The sequence below is a fragment of the Fibrisoma limi BUZ 3 genome (assembly GCF_000296815.2).
GTDB lineage: Bacteria > Bacteroidota > Bacteroidia > Cytophagales > Spirosomataceae > Fibrisoma > Fibrisoma limi.
In genome coordinates, this window is record NZ_CAIT01000009.1 from 1,270,566 (window position 1) to 1,287,733 (window position 17,168).

Below are 17,168 nucleotides of genomic sequence, written 5' to 3' on the forward strand. Positions count from 1 at the left end.
GATTCTTACGTTACGTTGTACGATTAATAGAACTTGGCCCGACGATCTTCGATCTTAGCGGCTTCTTTAATCGCTTCGTTGATATAGAAGCTCGTCCGTGCCGACGTGTTCTGCTGAATCTGGTTTTTGTAGAGTGCGTAGTCAGCAACTGCAGGAGCCGGTGTTAGCTTGGTCGTTTCCACGATCAACACGCCACCGTCGCCAGCAAATGGCTTCGAACGCTTACCCGGTTTCAGACCGAAGGCCTTACCCAACGCCACCGGATCAACACCAGCGCTGCGCAGGAAACCTGTAGCCAGGTTAACATCCGTTACGGTTTCGACCAGAGCGCCCGCACCATACTTCTGAGCAATATTTTCCAGTGAACCACTGGCATTACCCAGTTTGTTCAGAATCTGCTCAGCCTTTAGTTCGTTTCGAACTTTGGTCGTCAGCTCGCTGCGGTAATCGTCTACTTTCACGTCTTCTTCATCCGTCTTGTTAGTCAGGACCGCAATTACGTACTGGTCACCCAGTTCAAACGGCTCTGATACGCTGTTCAGATCGGTTTTGTCGTCGAACGCCCAACGTACTACCTGGCGCACCTCTGAGCCGGTCAGGGCGTTAATCTGGTTAGCGCCTTCCGGGATACGTTCAGCGGTAGCAACGACCAGCGATTTATCCTCCTTCACTTTGGCATCAAACTCTTCCTTAGTTTGTACGCTGGCCGCGAACTCATCCGCTTTCCGCAGGGCTTCGTCACGCGTTGTCTGACTCGGAGCGATAGTTTTACCAATGGCCGCAATACGATACAGTACGTTCGTTTTTGGCTCAGTTACTTTGATGATGTGGTAACCGAAATCCGTTTCAACAATCCGCGGAATAAGACCGGCGCTGGTAGCACCGAACACGGCCGACTCAAATGGTTTCACCATCTGACCGTTGTCTTTGAAATAACCGAGGTCGCCACCGTTCTGGGCTGAACCATCAGCGCTGTTGGTTTGTGCCAGGGCTTCGAAACTGGCACCACCCTGAATCTGTTGCAACAAGGCTTCGGCCCGCCGACGAGCATCGGCTTTGGCTGAATCGGTCTGAGCCGTCGGACGGATCAGGATATGGCTGGCCCGGGCGGTGAAGTTTGTGTCACGCTTGGTACCGCCGTACTTGTAGATGAAATACGTGTTGCCTTCGCGGAACGGACCGTAGATACCTCCCGGCGAGAACGTCGGGATTGATGCGCGGAGCTGTTCCGGCATTTCGCCAGCCGTCAGATAGAGCGGTACGCGAACATCACTGTTCTGTAAGGCAAAAGTCGAGTCGTTCTTGGCGGCTCCCAGGCCACGAGCGAGAGTTTTGATTTCGCTGTACAGAGTTGCACTGTCTTCTTTTGACGGCGCAACCGAGAACGTTACGTACTGGATAGTGCGGGTGTTGGCACCCTCATATTCATCCTTGTGCTTATTCAGATAGTCCTGAAGCTGCGAATCCGTCACCTTCACGGTCGTATCGTTGATGGTGTAATACGGCACGAACAGGAACTTAATATCAGCTTTTGAATTCTGAGCCTGGTATTCTTTCTGCGCTTCGGCGGTCGTTGCGAACACCGACAGGCGCATCAGGTTCTCGTATTTTTCCCGCAGGCGATCCTGCTTAAGATTAGCCTCGAAGTTAGCCCAGGCTGCCTGTTGCTGAGGAGGCAGGTTCCGTAGCCCCTTGAGGTAATTGATGATGGCGCTCTTGTCGAAAACACCTGTCTGCGGATTCGTGAAGGCTTGCCGAACGGCCGGGCTGATGTTGTTACCCTGCACCATGTCCACCAGCTCCTGCTCCGATACCTCCAGGCCCAGCTTATCAAACTGCTCCTGATAGGCTATTTCGAATACGAACTGATTCCAGGCCTGTTCACGAAGCTGAGCCAGGTCCTGTTCTGACGGAGCACGGCCGGTTTGCTGCTCAAACTGCGCCCGAAGTTCATCTACTTTGGCGTTGAAATCCTGGTAGTTGATCGACTGGCCGGCAATTTCGCCAACCTCCTGACTATTACCACCAAATAGGCTACGGCTACCCAGCAGATCGCCCCCCACAATGAACAGAATCAAGCTGATGGCAATGATACCTACGGCCCAGCCTGAACGTTCTCTGATTTTGTTAATGACAGACATTTCGCTTTTTGCGCAATATTTAGCCCGCAAAATAACAATTTTTCCTGCTGGATTACAAGAGCAAATCCCCAGAACACGACTGATACAGAGCTCGTACGCTGAAATACCTTTGCTACACAGACGTAGTCTGATAGATACGTATCGTTTCTGTTACCTGTAAGCAATTGATAGCCAAAAGCTTGACACAGACGAATAACTTCAACCAACTCCTCGAAAAACTGTCCACTTAATCTTGTATTTAAGATGATTTAATACAGACAGAATGCGGCCGGAAGCCTGAGTTATGCGGGCAATTGGCCGTCGATACGGAGAACGCTGAAGCGGGCAAACAGCTCTTCACTGTACCAGTGTCGTTGTCGGGTAAGTCGTACTACTTCTTTGTGGCCACTCTGTCGATACGCATACTGATCCACAGCGGCCGCATTGCGCCAGACGCTGATGGTACATTGCTGCACAATGGGTACTTCACCAACGCCGATTCCGAACACCAGATCGTTGCGGTGGTCGTTCAGGCGCTGCCGGGCCTGGGGTACGTGTTGCCAGAAATCAGGCAGAGCCCGTGGCCGGATGGTGGCCCGGGTTAGCACCGCAACGGGAGCAGACGGATCTGACATGGCCTCTGCCTTCGCAGTTAGAAATGGATTCTGTCCATCCCACAGGCCGTGTGAACGCTGAGGTTGTAGATATAGCGTACTGACCTGTGTGGTACCGCGCTGTAAGTCGGAATACGGTTTCGACTGTAAAAAACTGTCAACGGCTGCACTATCTTCCCAAACCCCCAGAAAAACGTAGGTTGAAAAATCCGGAATGAGCCCGAAATTATGTCCACTGCCCAATAGCTTCTGAAACCGCAGTCCATCGGCCTGGACTGGCTTCATCAGGAAGCGACCCATGTTGGCAAACGCCCGGAATCGGGCAAGCGGAGCGTATCGCAGAATAGTGACAGTTACAAGGGGCATGATGCATATAAACAGGTCGGTGAGCGCCTTGTTCTGGCAGAAAACGAATTAATTCGTTTAGCAGTGGATCAGGAGCTTTTACCAGGACTGTAAACTCTTTTATAAAATTTATCTCGCAATCTCTTTTGCAGATATTACCTGAACGTAGTGTGCATTTCTTAGTATGTCGTCGTAGAAAATTTGCCACAGCTTTCCACAAAAAAACGCCGACCACAAATTGGGTCGGCGTTTTAACACCACTAAAGGGTAATCGGTATTAATTGTTATCGTTATCCAGTTTCTCGCCGGCCCGATCAAAGGCATTGCCTAGTTCTTTACCAGCCCGCTTAAAACCAGCTTTCACATCTTTCCAGGCAGCCGCTGTAGCATTCTGAGCTTCGCGCAGATCTTCACCCAGTTCTTTCCGTTCGGCTTCCAGCTCAGCCAGCTCTTCCTTCGTTTCGGCCTTAGCCTGAGCACCTTCGCGCTTAATGTCAGCGCGTAGCTCATCGATACGGGAATCCAGTTTACGCTGTTGTTCTTTGATGTTCGCTACTGCCTTGTCGCGTTCTTCACGAAAATCAGCCGCAGCTTCATCCGTTTTTGCCTCGACTTTATCGCCAGCTTCGTCGAGATCTTCGCGTGCTTCCGCAGAAGCATCCTTCGCATCAGCCTCGATAGCATCACCGGTGTTTTCCAGTGCATCTTCGGTCCGGGATTCATTCTTATTGTCGGAACCACAAGCCTGTAGCAAAGCCAGTGAGGCTACGAGCATCGTTGTACCAGCGACTTTTTGAAGTAATAACGTGATCTTTTTCATAACGTCTGTGTGTAGTTTGTTTTCCCCAAAGCGCTTGGCAAAGGTCGTGCCAACCTACACGTACTTCTACAGTGGTTGCTGGTTTCCTACATGCCCTTCCACTTTATTACGCATCCGATGGGCCTCGTAATTGGTGTCTGAACAGGGCGACCGGCCAGCAGGTTACCTACGGCCTCTTCTACGTACCGGCGCTGCACACTACCCGCATCCTGCGGATTGTCGTCAATTGTCCCCATGTATTGTAGCGTAAACTGCCCGTTCGTTTGTTTCAGCACGAAAATCTGCGGAGTTCGGGTTGCCCCAAAAGCCTGGGCAACAGCCTGGGTTTCATCGATGGCGTAAGAAAATGTATAACCCTTATCGCGAGCGCGCGCTTTCATACGGTCGAAGGAGTCGTCTTCGTAAGCAGCCGGATCATTTGGCATAATAGCCAGAACTGGATAGCCCTGCGAAGCAAACCGCCGGTCCAGCGCCAGAATCCGATCCTCATATGCCTTGGAGAAAGGACAATGGTTGCTCGTGAACACGACGATAAGCCCCTTCTGCCCCCGATAATCGTTCAGCCCAATGCTACGGTCATCCGTAGTTTTAAGCCGAAAATCAACTACTGGATCGCCAATAGCGTAACCCTTTGGTGCCTGGGCATAGAGCAGCGGGGCAACGAGCCAGACCATAAAGGCCAGCAGCGTCGTACCGGTTGCAAGTGGTTTTATACGTAGTAGCTTTTGCATGTATTACTTAGATAACGAATATATCGTAAAGATTAATCGATAGCCTTGCGAGTTGATTTATATAGATAGAGCAAGGATAAAGCCAGCCAACTCGTTTGTTTCCAATTATTATCGGTTGTTTGCTCTGTATATATCGTATCTCTAGCTACTATTTCATCTCAGTGGTCATTATGACCGTTTAATCAATTTTAAACCCAAATTATAAACATCGCTTGTTTACTAAACAGTGTTCAGTAAGTTTGTGGTGTTAATTGACAGTCATGGGAATTGTAGAACGGAAAGAACGGGAACGCGAGGAAATGCGGAGGCTGATCTTAGGAGCTGCCCAGAAGCTATTCATTGCCAATGGGTATGAGAAAGTTAGCATTCGTAACATTGCTGATGAGATAGAGTATAGCCCAGCTACGATCTACCTGTATTACAAGGATAAGAATGAATTGTTATACGCTCTTCACCAGCGGGGCTTTCAGAAAATGGTTGAGGAGTTTCAGCCAATTCTGACCCTTACTAATCCGTTTGAGAAGCTGGTCGCAATGGGCCGGTCCTACATCCAGTTCGCGGTTGCGAATCCGGAATTGTTCGACCTCATGTTTATTATGACAGCCCCGATGGAAACGCTGGAAAAAGAAGACTGGGAAGAAGGCGATCGGGCCTTCAACCTGCTAATGCAGGTGGTTCAGGAATGTATTGATGCCAACGTTTTTCGTAAGCAAGACCCGCAGGTGGCAGCTATGATGATCTGGAGCGGCATTCATGGTTATACAGCTTTATTCCTGCGTAAGCGGATGCACATGTTTCCCGAGTGTGACCGTCAGCAGATCATGGATGATGCCTTTCAGCTTTTTTGCGATACGATACGTCGTGGTCTCTAGGGAGGGGCCACATTTTTTTTGCCACATCACTAAACACTGTTCATAAACTAATAAACGATCATGAAAACAGTCCTAACCGTTGTTCACTGGCTGGGTTTCATTCTGCTACTGGTTCTAATCGCTCAGGCCAGTTTTGCCCAGCCCAAATCTGCCATCATTGAGCGATACATTAGCGAGGGACTCGCTAACAACCTGGCCCTCCGGCAGGAAAAGCTGGAAATCGGCCGCGTAACCGAGTCGTTGAATCAGGCGCGATCGCTGTTCTATCCCCGCGTGGCTTTTAATCCCACGTACTCAGTAGCGGCCGGGGGACGTCGGCTCGAATTTCCGGTCGGTGATCTGCTCAACCCGGCCTATCGTACCCTGAATCAGCTAACCGGCGTAGATCGGTTCCCGACCAATATCCCGAACGTAAATGAGCTGCTGGCTCCCCACAATTTCCACGACACTAAAGTTTCGGTTTCCTACTCTATTTTTAACACCGATATTCAGTACAACTACCTGATCAACAAACAACTGCTTTCAGCCCAGGAAGCCCGTAAGCGTGTGGTCGAAAACGAACTGCGTTATAACATTGCTACGGCTTACTACCAGTATCTGCAAACACTGGACGCCATTCGGATCTACGAAAACTCACGGAAAGTGCTCGGCGAACTGACCCGGCTCAATGAGAAACTGGTCAACAACAACGTAGCTACGAAAGAGGTCGTTACATCGGCCCGGTATGAGGTCAGCAAGCTGGATCAGCAACTGGCCGTAGCGGAGAAAAATCGCGAAACGGCTCGCGCTTACTTCAATTTCCTGCTCAACCGCGAGCTGACCACCAGCATCGATGTGGACTCATCGCTGACGCGCATTCTACCCGAATCGCAGGAAAATCTCTCGGATTTGCAGCAAACAGCCCTCCGTGGTCGGCAGGAACTGGCCCAACTGGGCGGTTCGTTGCGGGCGGCTCAAACGGCGGTCAAACTGAATGAAGCAAACGCTAAAATCCCCAATCTGTACATCGGCGGCTCCACGGGCTTTCAGGGTTTCGGGTATTCATTCGCGAATCAGGCATACGTAGTGGCGCAGATTGGTTTGCAGTGGGACCTGTTTCGGGGTTACGAAAAGCGCTCGAAGATTCAGCAGGCTAAAATCCAGACGGATGCCCTGCAAACCCGGCTGGCGGAGGTTCAGCGCCAGATTCAGCTCCAGGTGCTACAGGCCTACTACGATCTTGACGCGGCTACCGAAAGCCTGACTGCCACCCAAAGTGGCCTGGCCAATGCCGATCAGACATTCCGGACGATTGACAGCAAATACCGCAACGGTCAGGCGCTGCTGATTGAATTTCTGCGCTATCAGAACGACCGGCTGACCGCCGAACTGCAACTGTCGCTGGCCCGCATGGACGTATTGGTTAAACGGGCTGCCCTCGACCGGGCCGTTGCCGTGCAATAAGCCGCGTCGCTCATCACATAACATTCCTCATTAATCAATTATCAACCATGAAACCAGTTCACATTCTTACCTCCCTCCTGCTGGCCGTTGTTGTGTGGGCTTGCAGCAGTAAAGCCGAGTCCGAACAGGGCTCAGTGAATCAATCCGCTACGGTCGATGAAACAGTCATCCCCGTGAAACTCACGAAAGTAACTACTGTTGTGCGGGCAGAGCCCGTAACGGCCTCGGGCCTTGTTTCGTCGGCCGAAGAAGCCCGGCTGTCGTTCAAGATTGGCGGAATTATCAACAAACTGTACGTCGATGAAGGGCAGTTTGTCCGGAAAGGGCAACTGCTGGCCACGCTCGATCTCACCGAAATCAACGCGCAGGTAAGCCAGGCCCAACTGGCTAGTGAAAAAGCAGAGCGCGACCTGGGCCGGGTAAAAGCACTCTACGCCGATACAGCCGCTACGCTCGAACAACTTCAGAATGCCACCACCGGCCAGAACGTAGCGACGCAGAACCTGACTATTGCGCAGTTCAACCGTTCCTACGCCCAGATTCGCTCGACAGTCGACGGTACCGTAACCCGTAAGCTTATGAACGAAGGCGAGTTTGCTTCGGCGGGCGCTGGTGTTTTCCAGATTTCATCGAACCGCCCCGGCGACTGGGTCGTTCGCGTTGGCGTATCGGACAAAGATTGGGCGCGGCTACGGCTGGGCAACCGGGCTAGTATTACCCTTGACGCTTACCCGGACCGAACGTTTACGGGGGCCATCAGCGAACTGGCGCAGGCCGCCGACCCAATGAACAAGCTCTATGAAGTGGAGGTACGAATCAATCCGGCCGGCGTAAAGCTTGCCCCAGGTTTATTTGCCAAAGTAACGCTGCAACCCGCTCAGAGCCGGTCGTATGCTGTAATTCCGGTCGAAGCGATTGTGGAAGGCAACGGTAAAGATGGCTTCGTGTACACGCTGGCCGATGACCGGAAGCACGTTCGGAAGGTACCGGTTCAGATCGGCTTCCTCGATGGCGACAAAGTACTGCTGGCCAATGGCCTGAGTAACGTAACGGATATCATCACAGCCGGATCGGCCTTCCTGACTGAGCAATCGACCGTCATTCTGAAATAACTGCCGCCAGGCATCTCACACAGCCATGAACCTCTCCGAATTTTCCGTCAAAAACTGGCAGTTTATGCTGGTGCTGTTTATCGGCGTCGCTGCGCTGGGCATCAACTCACTGCTAAATATGCCGCGGGGCGAAGACCCTGAATTTACAGCGCCCCAGTTTGCGGTTGTCTTTGTTTACCCCGGTACCGATGCGCTGGACATGGAGGAGCTGATTGTCGATCCGGCCGAGAAACGCTTCAACGAACTCGACAACGTGAAGCACCTGATCACAGACATCAACGATGGCGTAGCGGTGCTCCAGGTTGAATACGAATACAGCCAGGACCCGGACGAAAAGTATCAGGAAGTGGTGCGGGAAGTCAACGCGCTTCGTAATGAATTGCCGCAGGACATCTTCAACATCGAAATCCGGAAGTTTTCGCCCTCCGACGTTAACATCGTCCAGGTTGCGCTGCAATCGGAAGTGGCGTCGGACAAGGAGCTGGGTAACTACGCCGAATCGCTGAAAGAACGGCTGGAAAAAGTAACCAGCCTGAAAAACGTTAAGGACTGGGGTTATCCGGCGGGCGTAGTACGGGTATCGTTGAATATCGAAAAAATGGCGCAGGAAGGCATACCGACCAACCGCATCATTGGCGCACTGCAAGCCGAAAACCTGAACATTCCGGGTGGCAGCATTCAGGCGGGTAGCCGCAAGTTCAATGTCAAAACCTCGGGCGACTACCAATCGCTCGACGAAATCCGCAACACCATTGTTTCGACCAACGGCCAGAAGATCGTATATCTCCGCGACATTGCCGATGTGGATTTTAACCTGGAAGACGAAACGCATATTACGCGACTCGATGGCCACCGGGCAGTGCTGGTTACAGCCGGGCAGAAAATGGGCGAGAACATCGACAAGGTTGGCCAGCAGATCAACCCAATTGTTGACGATTTCGCCAAAAAGCTGCCGCCCCATATCAAGCTGGTCAAAAACTTCGATCAGGCCGCCAGTGTCGGCAAGCGCCTGTCGCGGTTTGCCAAGGACTTCGGCATCGCCATCCTGCTCGTATCGCTGACTCTGCTGCCGTTGGGCTTCCGGGCGGCCGTAGTAGTGATGATCTCGATTCCGCTGTCGCTGGCGATTGGACTTACACTCCTTAACTTCGCCGGGTATAGTATCAACCAGTTGAGCATCGTCGGGTTGATTGTAGCCCTGGGAATTCTGGTCGACGACTCGATTGTGGTCGTGGAAAACATTGAACGCTACCTGCGCGAAGGATACTCAAAACGCGAAGCGGCTATCAAAGCCACCCGGCAGATTACGCTGGCCGTTATTGGTTGTACTACTACACTCATTCTGGCGTTCCTGCCGTTGTTGTTCCTGCCCGAAGGCTCCGGCGACTTCATTCGTTCGCTGCCCATGGGTGTCGTACTCACTGTACTGGCTTCGCTTGCCGTATCGCTGACGATTGTGCCATTCCTGTCGTCGCGGCTGTTGAAAGAAGAGCACAATCCGGAAGGCAACATTTTCATGCGCGCCCTGAAGCGGCTCATTAGTGGGTCGTACAGCCGTCTGCTCAATGCCGCCCTGCAACGGCCGGTCGTTGCGCTCTTGGTAGCTGGCGCGATCTTCGCCGGCGCGTTGTCGCTGGTGCCGAAGGTGGGCTTTGGCCTTTTTCCGGCTTCCGAAAAACCGCAGTTTCTGATCAACATCGAAACGCCCGAGGGTAGCAGCCTCCAGGAAACCAACCGCGTTGCCCGCTACGTCGAAGGCGAACTGAAACGCGAACCGGCCATCAGGCACTTCACGACCAACGTAGGCAAGGGAAACCCACGTATTTATTACAACATCATCCAACGTAGCGAATCGGCCAATTTTTCGCAGTTCTTTGTGCAATTGGCAGACATGTCCCCGGCTGAAAAACGCGTCCTGATCGACAAATATCGGGAGCGGTTCAAGCACTATCCCAACGCCAAGATCGAAGTGAAAGATTTTGAACAGGGACCGGCTCAGGAAGCTCCGATTGCTATTCGGGTCTTCGGCGAGAACCTCGATACGCTCCGAACAGTGGCCGCCCAGGTTGAAACGATCCTGAAACAGACTCCGGGCCTGATCTACGTCAACAACCCGCTGGCGAACCGGAAAACCGACCTGCGCATTAAGATTAATAAAGAAAAAGCCGGGTTGCTGGGTCTATCAATTGCCGATATTAACCGTACCATCCGACTGGCCGTAGCCGGGCTGAACGTGGGTACGTTTAAGAGCGACGCCGAAGATGACGATTATGCCATCAACGTAACGCTGCCCAAGGGTCGCGTGGCCGACCAGTCGGTATTGAACAATCTGTACGTCAATACGGTAACGGGCGGAGCCGTACCACTACGGCAGGTTGCCGACATCCAGTTTGAAACCGGCACGAGCCTGATTCGGCACTACGACAAAGACCGCTACGTCAGCGTGACGGGCTTCGTCAAAACCGGCTACCTGGTCGATAATGTGTACAATGACGTACTGCAAAAACTCGACGCCATGAAGTTTCCGGCTGGGTTCCGCTACAAAGCGGCCGGTGAACTGGAAAGCCGGGAGCAGTCGTTCGGAGGGCTGGGCACCATCATTATGATTACGGTATTCGGCTTCCTGGCAGTGTTGATTCTGGAGTTCGGCACCATCAAAAGTACGCTGATTGTACTGTCGGTTATCCCGCTGGGTATCATCGGAGCCATCGCTGCCCTGCTCCTGACGGGCAACCCGTTCTCATTCGTAGCCGTGATCGGCCTGATTGCACTCATCGGGATTGAGGTGAAGAACTCCATTCTACTGGTCGATTTCACCAACCAGCTTCGCGAGCAGGGTATGCCGCTGATTGACGCCATTCGGGAAGCCGGCGAAATCCGGTTTGTGCCCATTGTACTGACTTCGCTGACGGCAATCGGTGGTCTCATTCCACTGGCCATAGAAGCCAACCCCTTGTATTCGCCCCTGGCGTGGGTGTTGATTGGGGGCTTAATTTCGAGTACACTGCTCTCCCGAATTGTGACGCCGGTACTCTACAAACTGCTGCCCCCCCGGGTAGAGGTGAAAGCACCAGCCGAGGAAGAAATTGAGCCTGCACTGGCTTAGTACTAAACGCGGACAGCCCCGATTGGTAATACAACTTGCCAATCGGGGCTGTCAATTTTGTGATCGCGTTATTGCACAACAATCTTTCGGACCAGCCGGGTAGCGCCCTGCTGGGCACGCAGCAGATAAACACCCGGTGCTAAGCCTTGTGCCGGTATCAACAGCAACGATTGATCGGCCTGCGTTTCGGCCCGAACAGCCAGTTCCTGCCCCGTAAGCGTCGTCAGATGATAGGTGGCATTGATTAGGTTGCGTGATACCAGTTGAATCGTATTCCGTTCGGCCGGATTACCCCTCAACTCAAAAGAAGGCGTTTCATCATCCATCACGGCCGCTACAATCTTGCTGTAGTGAATCGAGCCATCGGTATCGACCTGTTTAAGCCGATAATAATTGTTGCCAATCATGGGCGACTCATCGGTTAGGCCGTAGTACTGCCGCTGGTCGGTGGTTCCTTTGGCGACTACCTCCCCGACCCTTGTGTATTCCTTCAGATCACCGCTACGCTCCACAACAAAGCGATCGGCTTCGCGTTCCGAGGTGGTTGACCAGGCCAGTTGTACGTGTTTTCCGGCCGGTTTAGCCGTGAACGAGACCAGTTCGACGGGAAGCGTTCCGGAGATATTCCGAAACAGAAAATCGTCAAACTGTACTTTGGAGATACCGTCTTCGAACGTAATTCTGAAGTCAGTCATGGGCTGGGTTGACATCAACACAGGTTGATTATCAAAGACCTTTGTCGTTCCCACCCATAAGTCATAGGTATCGATCGGCTGCTGTTCCAACGCTCCAGCCGGTGTGAGGTATTTAAGCGCGTTACCCTCTTTGTTGAGGATAAAGGTAATCGTTTGCCAGTCCGAAAAGTTGGCGCTGTTGGCCCCTCCACCGCCATTTGGCAGTGGATTCATTGCAAACGATCCGTTATCCTGGACATCGATAGCAAACCGGGCATAAATGCTGCCATTAGAGGGGTTGGGGGTTGAATTATTAAACCCGGAACCGACATAAAACTTTACCGCATTTGCACCGCCCGTAGTCGCAGAAACCACGCGAAAGCGAAATTGTATGTTTAGTGACGTTGGTGCAGGTGAAAAATCCGTTGTGCGGACCGCATATCCTCTGGAGCTATTGTCAACCTGGCGATCAAACTCAAGGGCCTGGCCAGTTATACTGGCCGTCAGAGATGTCCCCCCGCTTATTCCATTAAACTTTGTATTATCCGGCGTTGCGCTGACGTAATCGCTGGTGTTTCCCCCAGCGGAAAAGTTTTGCTGAAAATACGTTGTTTGAGCGAACAGTGATGTGGAAATCGTAATGAACGAGAAGAATAAGTATAGTTTTTTCATCGGCGGGTATAAATAGATATTCGCCCGCAAACTACACGTTTATGACTAGGCATTCATTAAATCAAAATGAAAATGTGCCCATTTCACCTTCTATAGTTACTCGCTTTCCTTCATAGGCTTCGACATGGCCAATCACCTGAGCGTCAATAGCAAATGAATTCGAAATGTCAATCACGCGCTGAGCATAGACTTCGGGCAGGTAAATCTCCAGTCGGTGGCCCATGTTGAACACCTTATACATCTCCTCCCAGTCCGTACCGCTTTCCTGCTGAATGAGCCGGAACAGGGGCGGTACCGGGAACAGGTTATTTTTTATCACGTGCAAATTATCAATGAAATGCAAAACTTTCGTTTGTGCCCCACCCGAGCAATGAACCATCCCGTGAATGTGGGGACGTAACTCATCCAGCAGCATCTTTGCCACAGGCGCATACGTCCGCGTAGGCGACAGCACCAGTTGACCCACATTCAGTTCCGTACCCGCTACGGGGTCGGTCAGTTGTTTAGAGCCGCTGTAAATCAGGCTTCGATCAACGGCCGGATCGAAACTTTCAGGATATTTTTCGGCCAGGTAGTGCGCCAGTACATCGTGGCGGGCCGATGTCAGACCGTTGCTGCCCATACCACCGTTATACCTGGTTTCATAGGTCGCCTGACCAAACGACGCCAGCCCTACTACCACATCGCCAGCCTGAATCCGGTCGTTGCTGATGACCTCATCGCGACGCATGCGGGCAATAACGGTGCTGTCAACAATGACCGTCCGGACCAGATCCCCGACGTCGGCGGTTTCGCCACCCGTACTGTAAATCTCAATCCCATGCTCACGCAGCATGGCCAGTACGTCTTCCGTTCCAGCAATAATTTCGCCGATCACTTCCCCCGGAACAAGCCCCTTGTTGCGCCCGATTGTCGATGAGAGCAGCATCGGTCCGGTAGCTCCTACACAGATGAGGTCGTCGGTATTCATCACAACCGCATCCTGCGCAATGCCCCGCCAGACCGACAGATCACCCGTTTCGCGCCAATAGAGGTACGCCAGTGACGATTTGGTACCGGCACCATCAGCGTGCATGATGGTGCAGAAGTCAGGGTCGCCCGCCAGCGTATCGGGAACGATTTTGCAGAAGGCTTTGGGGAAAAGACCCTTATCGAGTTGGGCAATGGCACGGTGAACGTCTTCTTTCTGCGACGAAACTCCGCGCTGTGCATAGCGGTCAGTCATCATCCGGGGCGGGCAGAGCCCGTACGTTTAAAGCCACAAAAGTAGGGATTGTCCCCGCCAAACGATAACCTTGTCCGCTATTTCTCTAGTTACTCGTAGGTGATCCCGGCCTCAGCGCGGGCCGCATCGAGTAATTCCATCAGGTTCAGGCTATCGTCGAGCGACCAGATCGGGCTTTCTGTTAAACCGTCGCGCAGGCAGTCAACGACGTGCTGTGCTTCGTAGGCATACCCGAACGTATCGCGGTCGAAGGTCAGCGTTCGGGGTTCTTCGTCTCCGCTTTTGATAGTAATGCCCCGGGTATCCTGAAAACGGCTGTGTAGCTTGATGTAGCCGTTATCGCCATAGATCACGGCCGCCGTTTCGGTTTGGGCGATCAGCGTGCTGTCCAGCAGGGCAATTTGTCCATCCGGATACGTCAACACCATGCCGCACTGCTCATCAACACCCGTTGTCCCGAACGTCGCTGACGCTTTCAACGTAGCAGGTTTGCCCAGAACAAGATAAGCCAGAAACAGCGGATAGATGCCAATATCAAGTAGCGCTCCACCGCCCAGCGCCTTGTTAAACAGCCGCCGTTCGGGCAGGAACGGTGCCTTAAACCCAAAATCAGCTTTCACCATCGTAACCTTGCCGATAGCACCTGATTCAATCAGTTCGAGGGCCGCTACGATGCCCGGGATGAAGCGGCTCCATAGAGCTTCCATCAGGAACACTTTCCGCGAACGCGCGATGTCAACCATTTCACGTACCTGCGCCACGTTCATGGCAAACGGCTTTTCGCCCAGCACGGCGATGCCATTATTAAGGCACATCAAGGCGTTTTCGTGATGCTGAACGTGCGGTGTCGCTACGTATACGACATCCAGATCGGGCAGGGTCAACAGGCCATCGTAGGTACCAAACTGATGTGGAATTCCATACTGTGCGGCAAATTCGGCAGCGCGTTCTGCCGAGGACGACGCAACGGCATACAGCTCCACTTCGCCCGTAGCGATTCCCGGCAATGTCAATAAATCCTGTATAAACTTGTGGGCGATCCGACCGGCCCCTAAAATACCCCAGCGAATAGGCATGATCCTGAGTAGTTACTATGTCCGCTTACTATCCGGGTGGTAACTTACGGCATTTTTCCCCTATTTGCCAGCCAGTATCCGTTCCTAGTACGTTATGAAGTGTTTCTCGTCTTTGCTTTTTCTCGGTTGTATTGCCCACGTAGCGTCGGCTCAGATTGTTGAACAGCCCGACCCACTACGTCCCTCCACCCCTACTCCGGACAGCACGGCCACTGATTCTGTCAAAAGCCAGCCGGCCGCGCCGGTGACCCCCATTTTCCGCTATCGCCTGACCGCCGACGGCACCGTTACGGCCGGAAACGTAACGCGTACCCTGCTGCAACTGAGCAGCGCCATCGATTACGAATTAAGCCGCCAGATCAAGCTGTCGACTACGCCCTCGTTTGTGTTCGGCAAGCAGAATGGTATCCTGGCCGAACGCGAATGGCTCGGCGACCTGCGGTCTACGTTCCGGTACGAAGACCGACTCTATTACCTGGCGTTCGGATCCTTCGAACGAAGTAACCTCCGCCGGATTTCAAAGCGCTGGACAGCTGCGGCCGGGATAGGCTACAAGCTGATTAACCGCAAACGGGCCTATCTGTCTCTTACCAACGTCATTCTGCAGGAACGCACCGACTTTGCGGAGTTAAACGATATCAACATTTTTCGGAATTCAGCCCGGTTGTTTGGCGAGTACACCTTTGGTGGAGACCGCTGGACCGTTACGCATACGGCTTTCTATCAACCAGCCCTCGGCCAGCGTAATATCCGCTGGAACGCAACGCTGAGCGTTCAGGTGAAGTTGTCTGCTTTGCTGAGCCTGCGTTCTACCGTGGCCAATGCCTACGAGAGCGTGGTAGTACCCGGCCGAAAAAACAATGATTTCCGGCTTACCGGTGGGTTTGTATTCGAGAAGAAATAATCCGGGCGACTATTGCTTGTCGGGGTACGGAATGATCAGTTTTTCGCCCCGGGCTGCGTAGTCTTTGGTTTTGCCGTTGGCTCGCATCAGGGCTTCCTTGCTGACGCCGTACTTCTGCGCCACCACCCGCAGTACGTCGCCGGGCCCAACGGTGTGAACAGCCATGGCTTTGACTTTGAGCTTGGTCACCCCCGCTTTTACGTCCGTTTCTGATACGTTGGGATTCAGTTCTTTCAACGTGCTGACCTTCATGTTGTACCGACTGGCTACGCCATAGAAGGTTTCGCCGGCCCCAACCGTATGCGACGTAGCGACGCCACCGGGTTTGATCTTCGGCTTCTCAACAACCGGTTCCTCTTTCTTTTCGGCGGGTTTTTCGGCCTTGGGCTTTTCTTCCTTCGGGCGCTCCTCGGTTTTTTCAGCTTTGGGCTTTTCGACGGGCTTCTCCGATGCGGCCGCTTTCCCGGCCGTAGTTTCGCGGTTAGCTTCAGCAATTTCCTCGGCTGTGGCTACCGGTGCCTCGGCGGGTGGCTCCGCCTGCGACAGATCGACCGGGGCTGGCTGCGACGATGTATCAACTTCTTCGGGGGCCATCAGCATTTCCTGTTCGTTTTGCATGGCCAGGGGCTGCTGGGTCGTGTCGAGGGCTACGTTGGTTAGCTCTTCGGAGCCGTTGGTGTCGTCGGCAATGTACTCATAGCCAATGTACAGCAAAGCCGCAATCAGGCCAACCAGCACAACCAGCGTAATAGCGGGCAGCGTTGAATTTCCGGCTGAACGTGAGTCTGAAGTTCGTTTTTCGGCTTCCATGTAGTTTATGGGTTAGGGGTAGCGGATAGCTGACGACTCATATCCGCTACTTTATCTTTAAGCTCTTCCTTGTATTGCAAAAGTTTCCGGGCCACGGCTTCGTCGGACGTTCCAACGATCTGAGCGGCCAGAATACCGGCGTTACGCGCCCCGTTCAATGCAACAGTAGCAACGGGCACACCGGATGGCATCTGTAGAATGGACAGCACCGAATCCCAGCCATCAATGGAATTGCTTGACTTGACAGGTACGCCGATCACGGGCAGGATTGTCAGGGAAGCCACCATGCCCGGCAGGTGAGCCGCCCCACCCGCTCCAGCGATGATGACTTTAAGCCCCCGATCGCGGGCTGACTTAGCGTAATCGACCATTTTTTCGGGCGTGCGATGCGCAGAAACTATATCCATTTCCCAGGCTACGCCCAGCTCGGTCAGGATGTCGGCGGCCTCCTGCATGACGCTGCGGTCGGAGAGGCTACCCATGATAATGCCTACCATTCGATCTGGTAACAATGACTATATGCGAAATAACGCAGTTTACCGCATAGTTTGGTGGAGATACCGTAAAAATTATTCAAAAAAACCGGTTTCAATCGCTGTTCGGACGCCAGAAGTAAATTTGACAAAGCAACCGTCGTATGCCTG

The 17,168-nt window shown here is 52.8% G+C and carries 14 protein-coding genes; 5 read left to right on the forward strand and 9 right to left on the reverse strand.

What is annotated here, in order from left to right; genetic code table 11:
• Positions 1–23: 23 nt before the first annotated feature.
• The 4 genes from BN8_RS24880 to BN8_RS24895 all read right to left on the reverse strand — a co-directional run bounded on the left by BN8_RS24880 (position 24) and on the right by BN8_RS24895 (position 4,630).
• Positions 24–2,141 (reverse strand): peptidylprolyl isomerase, encoded by a 2,118-nt coding sequence (locus BN8_RS24880; protein ID WP_009284712.1) that lies wholly within the window; start codon positions 2,139–2,141, stop codon positions 24–26.
• Between the two features lie 281 nt (positions 2,142–2,422).
• The gene (locus BN8_RS24885; RefSeq protein WP_009284713.1) at positions 2,423–3,100 is read right to left on the reverse strand and encodes a hypothetical protein; all 678 of its coding nucleotides are present in this window, start codon (positions 3,098–3,100) and stop codon (positions 2,423–2,425) included.
• 256 nt (positions 3,101–3,356) lie between these two features.
• Positions 3,357–3,899, reverse strand: a complete 543-nt coding sequence (locus BN8_RS24890; RefSeq protein ID WP_009284714.1) for a sll1863 family stress response protein — start codon at positions 3,897–3,899, stop codon at positions 3,357–3,359.
• Positions 3,900–3,985: 86 nt separating this feature from the next.
• Positions 3,986–4,630 carry a thioredoxin family protein gene (locus BN8_RS24895; RefSeq protein WP_009284715.1) on the reverse strand — a complete coding sequence of 215 codons (645 nt, stop codon included), beginning with the start codon at positions 4,628–4,630 and terminating at the stop codon, positions 3,986–3,988.
• 260 nt (positions 4,631–4,890) lie between these two features.
• On the opposite strand from BN8_RS24895, the gene BN8_RS24900 reads away from it, so the two are divergent.
• Genes BN8_RS24900 through BN8_RS24915 form a run of 4 tightly spaced genes read left to right on the forward strand, consistent with a single transcriptional unit; the run spans position 4,891 to position 11,163 of the window.
• Positions 4,891–5,502, forward strand: coding sequence for a TetR/AcrR family transcriptional regulator (locus BN8_RS24900; protein WP_009284716.1), 612 nt, complete (start codon positions 4,891–4,893; stop codon positions 5,500–5,502).
• A 60-nt stretch (positions 5,503–5,562) separates the two neighbouring features.
• Positions 5,563–6,945 carry a TolC family protein gene (locus BN8_RS24905; RefSeq protein ID WP_009284717.1) on the forward strand — a complete coding sequence of 461 codons (1,383 nt, stop codon included), beginning with the start codon at positions 5,563–5,565 and terminating at the stop codon, positions 6,943–6,945.
• Between the two features lie 47 nt (positions 6,946–6,992).
• Positions 6,993–8,057, forward strand: coding sequence for an efflux RND transporter periplasmic adaptor subunit (locus BN8_RS24910; RefSeq protein ID WP_009284718.1), 1,065 nt, complete (start codon positions 6,993–6,995; stop codon positions 8,055–8,057).
• A 25-nt stretch (positions 8,058–8,082) separates the two neighbouring features.
• Entirely contained in the window at positions 8,083–11,163 is a 3,081-nt protein-coding gene (locus tag BN8_RS24915) for an efflux RND transporter permease subunit (RefSeq protein ID WP_009284719.1), read from the forward strand.
• A gap of 68 nt (positions 11,164–11,231) precedes the next feature.
• On the opposite strand, the gene BN8_RS32065 is transcribed toward BN8_RS24915, so the two are convergent.
• The 3 genes from BN8_RS32065 to BN8_RS24930 form a co-directional block, all read right to left on the reverse strand.
• Positions 11,232–12,071 (reverse strand): T9SS type A sorting domain-containing protein, encoded by an 840-nt coding sequence (locus BN8_RS32065; RefSeq protein WP_144051802.1) that lies wholly within the window; start codon positions 12,069–12,071, stop codon positions 11,232–11,234.
• A gap of 499 nt (positions 12,072–12,570) precedes the next feature.
• Positions 12,571–13,734: an AIR synthase related protein gene (locus BN8_RS24925; RefSeq protein ID WP_040006848.1), complete on the reverse strand. Its 1,164-nt coding sequence runs from the start codon at positions 13,732–13,734 to the stop codon at positions 12,571–12,573.
• 89 nt (positions 13,735–13,823) lie between these two features.
• Positions 13,824–14,810, reverse strand: coding sequence for a Gfo/Idh/MocA family protein (locus BN8_RS24930; RefSeq protein WP_009284722.1), 987 nt, complete (start codon positions 14,808–14,810; stop codon positions 13,824–13,826).
• 94 nt (positions 14,811–14,904) lie between these two features.
• On the opposite strand from BN8_RS24930, the gene BN8_RS24935 reads away from it, so the two are divergent.
• Positions 14,905–15,714 (forward strand): DUF481 domain-containing protein, encoded by an 810-nt coding sequence (locus BN8_RS24935; protein WP_009284723.1) that lies wholly within the window; start codon positions 14,905–14,907, stop codon positions 15,712–15,714.
• Between the two features lie 9 nt (positions 15,715–15,723).
• On the opposite strand, the gene BN8_RS24940 is transcribed toward BN8_RS24935, so the two are convergent.
• Together BN8_RS24940 and purE are read right to left on the reverse strand one after the other, a co-directional pair.
• Positions 15,724–16,524, reverse strand: a complete 801-nt coding sequence (locus BN8_RS24940) for a LysM peptidoglycan-binding domain-containing protein (RefSeq protein WP_009284724.1) — start codon at positions 16,522–16,524, stop codon at positions 15,724–15,726.
• A 5-nt stretch (positions 16,525–16,529) separates the two neighbouring features.
• Positions 16,530–17,021, reverse strand: a complete 492-nt coding sequence (gene purE / locus BN8_RS24945; protein WP_009284725.1) for a 5-(carboxyamino)imidazole ribonucleotide mutase — start codon at positions 17,019–17,021, stop codon at positions 16,530–16,532.
• Positions 17,022–17,168 lie beyond the last annotated feature (147 nt).

What these genes read in the sequence shown, in the direction of transcription:
- BN8_RS24880 (WP_009284712.1), bottom strand. Translation starts at nt 2,141, where the DNA reads ATGTCTGTCATTAACAAAATCAGAGAACGTTCAGGCTGGGCCGTAGGT.
- BN8_RS24885 (WP_009284713.1), bottom strand. Translation starts at nt 3,100, where the DNA reads ATGCCCCTTGTAACTGTCACTATTCTGCGATACGCTCCGCTTGCCCGA.
- BN8_RS24890 (WP_009284714.1), bottom strand. Translation starts at nt 3,899, where the DNA reads ATGAAAAAGATCACGTTATTACTTCAAAAAGTCGCTGGTACAACGATG.
- BN8_RS24895 (WP_009284715.1), bottom strand. Translation starts at nt 4,630, where the DNA reads ATGCAAAAGCTACTACGTATAAAACCACTTGCAACCGGTACGACGCTG.
- BN8_RS24900 (WP_009284716.1), top strand. Translation starts at nt 4,891, where the DNA reads ATGGGAATTGTAGAACGGAAAGAACGGGAACGCGAGGAAATGCGGAGG.
- BN8_RS24905 (WP_009284717.1), top strand. Translation starts at nt 5,563, where the DNA reads ATGAAAACAGTCCTAACCGTTGTTCACTGGCTGGGTTTCATTCTGCTA.
- BN8_RS24910 (WP_009284718.1), top strand. Translation starts at nt 6,993, where the DNA reads ATGAAACCAGTTCACATTCTTACCTCCCTCCTGCTGGCCGTTGTTGTG.
- BN8_RS24915 (WP_009284719.1), top strand. Translation starts at nt 8,083, where the DNA reads ATGAACCTCTCCGAATTTTCCGTCAAAAACTGGCAGTTTATGCTGGTG.
- BN8_RS32065 (WP_144051802.1), bottom strand. Translation starts at nt 12,071, where the DNA reads ATGAATCCACTGCCAAATGGCGGTGGAGGGGCCAACAGCGCCAACTTT.
- BN8_RS24925 (WP_040006848.1), bottom strand. Translation starts at nt 13,734, where the DNA reads ATGACTGACCGCTATGCACAGCGCGGAGTTTCGTCGCAGAAAGAAGAC.
- BN8_RS24930 (WP_009284722.1), bottom strand. Translation starts at nt 14,810, where the DNA reads ATGCCTATTCGCTGGGGTATTTTAGGGGCCGGTCGGATCGCCCACAAG.
- BN8_RS24935 (WP_009284723.1), top strand. Translation starts at nt 14,905, where the DNA reads ATGAAGTGTTTCTCGTCTTTGCTTTTTCTCGGTTGTATTGCCCACGTA.
- BN8_RS24940 (WP_009284724.1), bottom strand. Translation starts at nt 16,524, where the DNA reads ATGGAAGCCGAAAAACGAACTTCAGACTCACGTTCAGCCGGAAATTCA.
- purE (WP_009284725.1), bottom strand. Translation starts at nt 17,021, where the DNA reads ATGGTAGGCATTATCATGGGTAGCCTCTCCGACCGCAGCGTCATGCAG.